This window comes from Xenophilus sp. (assembly GCF_044462705.1).
GTDB classification, from domain to species: domain Bacteria; phylum Pseudomonadota; class Gammaproteobacteria; order Burkholderiales; family Burkholderiaceae_C; genus Xenophilus; species Xenophilus azovorans.
Genome location: NZ_JBIQNC010000326.1, coordinates 1 through 3,363 on the forward strand (window position 1 = coordinate 1; position 3,363 = coordinate 3,363).

At 68.3% G+C, this 3,363-nt stretch carries 2 protein-coding genes; both read right to left on the reverse strand.

The window, feature by feature from the left end:
- Positions 1–228: 228 nt before the first annotated feature.
- Positions 229–1,383: an alpha-hydroxy acid oxidase gene (locus tag ACIY1X_RS25620; protein ID WP_038216083.1), complete on the reverse strand. Its 1,155-nt coding sequence runs from the start codon at positions 1,381–1,383 to the stop codon at positions 229–231.
- A gap of 16 nt (positions 1,384–1,399) precedes the next feature.
- Positions 1,400–3,061: an L-lactate permease gene (locus ACIY1X_RS25625; RefSeq protein ID WP_399686292.1), complete on the reverse strand. Its 1,662-nt coding sequence runs from the start codon at positions 3,059–3,061 to the stop codon at positions 1,400–1,402.
- Positions 3,062–3,363: the final 302 nt, after the last annotated feature.

Here is a 3,363-nt window from a genome sequence, read left to right on the forward strand (position 1 = left end):
CCGGGCTGCATGCCTGCCGCAGGACAGGCATGCTTCGTGATCTGACTCGGCGCAGATGTTTGAGCGCAGTGAACGAAGTGAACGTAGCGAGTTCTGCGCCGGCCCGGCCGCGCGAGCATCGCAGGGGAGTCGGCGCAACGCGCCGACCGCTCCACCGAAGCGCCACCGTCCCCTCACCGGGGCCTGGGCCGGCACTGAGCCCGAGGCCAAGAGCCCAAAAGCCCGGCTTCAGGCCGTCGGATACGTCCCCGGCAGCAGGATCGAGCGATCCACGTTCTGGATGTTCGTGTGCCCGCAGAAGGCCATCGTCACGTCCAGCTCCTTGTGGATGATCTGCAGCGCCTTGGTGACGCCGGCCTCGCCCATGGCGCCCAGGCCGTAGGCCATGGCGCGGCCGATCATGGTGCCGCGCGCGCCCAGCGCCCAGGCCTTGAGCACGTCCTGGCCGCTGCGGATGCCGCCGTCCATCCACACCTCCAGCCGATCGCCCACCGCGTCGACGATGGGCGGCAGCGCGGAGATGCTCGAGGGCGCGCCGTCGAGCTGGCGCCCGCCGTGGTTGCTCACCACGATGGCGTCCGCGCCCGCCTCGGCCGCCAGCCGCGCGTCCTCCTCGACCATGATGCCCTTGAGGATCAGCTTGCCGCCCCACTGCCGCTTGACCCACTCGATGTCGGCCCACGACAGGCGCGGGTCGAACTGCTCGTTGGTCCAGGCCGCCAGCGAGCTCATGTCGGAGACGCCCTTGACGTGGCCCACCAGGTTGCGGAAGGTGCGCCGCTTCGTGCCGGCCATGCCCAGGCACCAGCGCGGCTTGGTCATCAGGTTGAGGATGTTCTTCAGCGTCGGCCTGGGCGGCGCCGTCAGGCCGTTCTTCAGGTCCTTGTGGCGCTGGCCGATCACCTGCAGGTCGAGCGTGAGCACCAGGGCGCTGCAGTTGGCGTCGCGCGCGCGGCCGATCATCCGGGCCATCGATTCGCGGTCGCGCATCATGTAGAGCTGGAACCAGAACGGCGCCTTCGTGTGCTCGGCGATGTCCTCGATCGAGCAGATGCTCATGGTCGAGAGCGTGAAGGGGATGCCGAACTTCTCGGCCGCGCGCGCGGCGTGGATCTCGCCGTCTGCGTGCTGCATGCCCGTCAGGCCCACCGGCGCGATGGACACCGGCATCGCCGCTGCCTGGCCCGCCATCGTGGTCGCCGTGGTGCGTCCCTCCATGTTCACCGCCACGCGCTGGCGCAGCTTGATCTTCTGGAAGTCCTCCTCGTTGGCGCGGTAGGTGCCCTCCGTCCACGAACCCGAGTCGGCGTAGTCGTAGAACATGCGCGGCACGCGCCGCTCGGCGAGCACGCGCAGGTCCTCGATGGTGGTGATGACGCTCATGGGGCGAATTGTCCGTTCAATGCACGACCATCAGCGTGAACGGCCAGACGTAGGCCTGCATCGTCACGTACAGGCCGACCAGGCAGGCCAGCGCGATGGAGTGGAAGAACACGTAGCGCAGGATGTCGCCCTCGTGGTTGAACCAGCGCGTGGCGGTGGAGGCGACCACGATCGACTGCGCGTCGATCATCTTGCCCATCACGCCGCCCGAGCTGTTGGCCGCGCCCATCAGGTTGGGGCTCAGGTGCAGCTGCTCGGCCGCCACCTTCTGCATGCCGCCGAACAGCACGTTGGAGGCGGTGTCGGAGCCGGTGAGCGCCACGCCCAGCCAGCCCATCAGCGTGCCGAAGAAGGGATACAGCACGCCCGTGTTGGCGAAGGCCAGGCCCAGCGTGGTGTCGGTGCCCGAGTAGCGGGTGAGCGTGCCCAGCGCCAGCATCAGCACGATGGTCAGCAGCGAGAACTTCACCAGCCACAGCGTCTTGAAGAAGGTGCGCACGATGGCCACGGGGTTGTACTTCATCACCAGCGCGCCGACGATGGCGGCCGCCAGGATGCCCGTGCCGGTGGCCGACAGCAGGTTCAGCGAGTAGACGGCCGTTTCCTTGTGCGGCGTGGGCACCACGGGCGGCATCTTCTCGATCATGTTGTGCAGGCCTTCCATCGGGAAGGAAGGCGCGAACAGGCCGTTGAGCCAGGTCTTGACCGAGGGCAGGCCCCAGACGAAGACGAACACCGACAGGATGACCCACGGCGTCCAGGCGGCCACCAGCGCCTGGGTGCTGTGGCGGGTGACGGGCTGCGGCGGCTTGGCTTCGGCGGCGCTCGGGTCGTGGCCGCGCAGCGAGGGTGAGGTCCACACCTTCTTCGGCTTCCACACGCGCAGGAAGGCGACCAGGCAGATCATCGAGACGATGGCGGCGATGATGTCCACCAGCTCGGGGCCGATGAAGTTGGACACCAGGTACTGCGGCACCGCGAAGCTCACGCCGGTGACCAGGATGGCCGGCCAGATCTCCATCATGCCCTTGCGCCCGGCGAAGGCCCAGATCAGCCAGAAGGGCACCAGCAGCGAGAAGAAGGGCAGCTGGCGGCCGATCATGGCCGTCACTTCCATCAGGTCGTAGCCGTGCACCTTGGCCAGGGTGATCACCGGCGTGCCCAGCGCACCGAAGGCCACCGGCGCCGTGTTCGCGATCAGGCTCAGGCCCGAGGCCGCCAGCGGCGAGAAGCCCAGGCCGATCAGGATGGCCGCCGTCACCGCCACCGGCGTGCCGAAGCCGGCCGCGCCCTCGAAGAAGGCGCCGAAGCAGAAGGCGATCAGCAGGAGCTGGATGCGCCGGTCCTCGGTGATGCCCGACAGCGAGTCCTGCAGCACGGCGAAGCTGCCGTTCTGCTCGGTGAGCTGGTGCAGGAAGATGATGTTCAGCACGATCCAGCCGATGGGCAGCAGGCCGGTGAAGCCGCCGAACAGGGCCGCGCGGCCGGCCATGTCGGCCGGCATGCCGTAGGCGAAGATGGCCACCAGCAGCGCCGCCACCAGGCCCATGCCGGCCGCGATGTGCGCCTTGATGTGGAAGAAGCCCAGGGCGGCCAGCATCACCACCACCGGGATCGCCGCGAGGGCGGTGGAGATGAACATGTTGCCGAACGGGTCGTAGATCTGCTGCCAGGTCATGGCGCGTCTCCTGTTGGTGTGTCGTTGTGGGAATGGCGCGGGCGCCGGCGGCGCCCTGGCTGACAGGCACGGCCCAGCCGGCTGCGGGGCCTGCCGGGAGCAGGACTGTAGGGGCGGGGTTCCGCCGCGTGCGTGAAATATGGTTGCGGCGGGTGTGAAAGTTTTTCAGTGCCGCCCGCGCGGCGCCCAGGCTGCTTCAGTTTTTCATGGAGCGGCGCGCGCTGTCCGCATCGCATGGAACACGACAGCCTTCCCTGATCCGAAGGCCGCGGAGCAGGCCATGCCAGGGCACCCGAGGAACT

Excerpts from the sequence above, each read along its gene's own strand:
- ACIY1X_RS25625 (WP_399686292.1), bottom strand. The coding sequence starts at position 3,061 with ATGACCTGGCAGCAGATCTACGACCCGTTCGGCAACATGTTCATCTCC.
- ACIY1X_RS25620 (WP_038216083.1), bottom strand. The coding sequence starts at position 1,383 with ATGAGCGTCATCACCACCATCGAGGACCTGCGCGTGCTCGCCGAGCGG.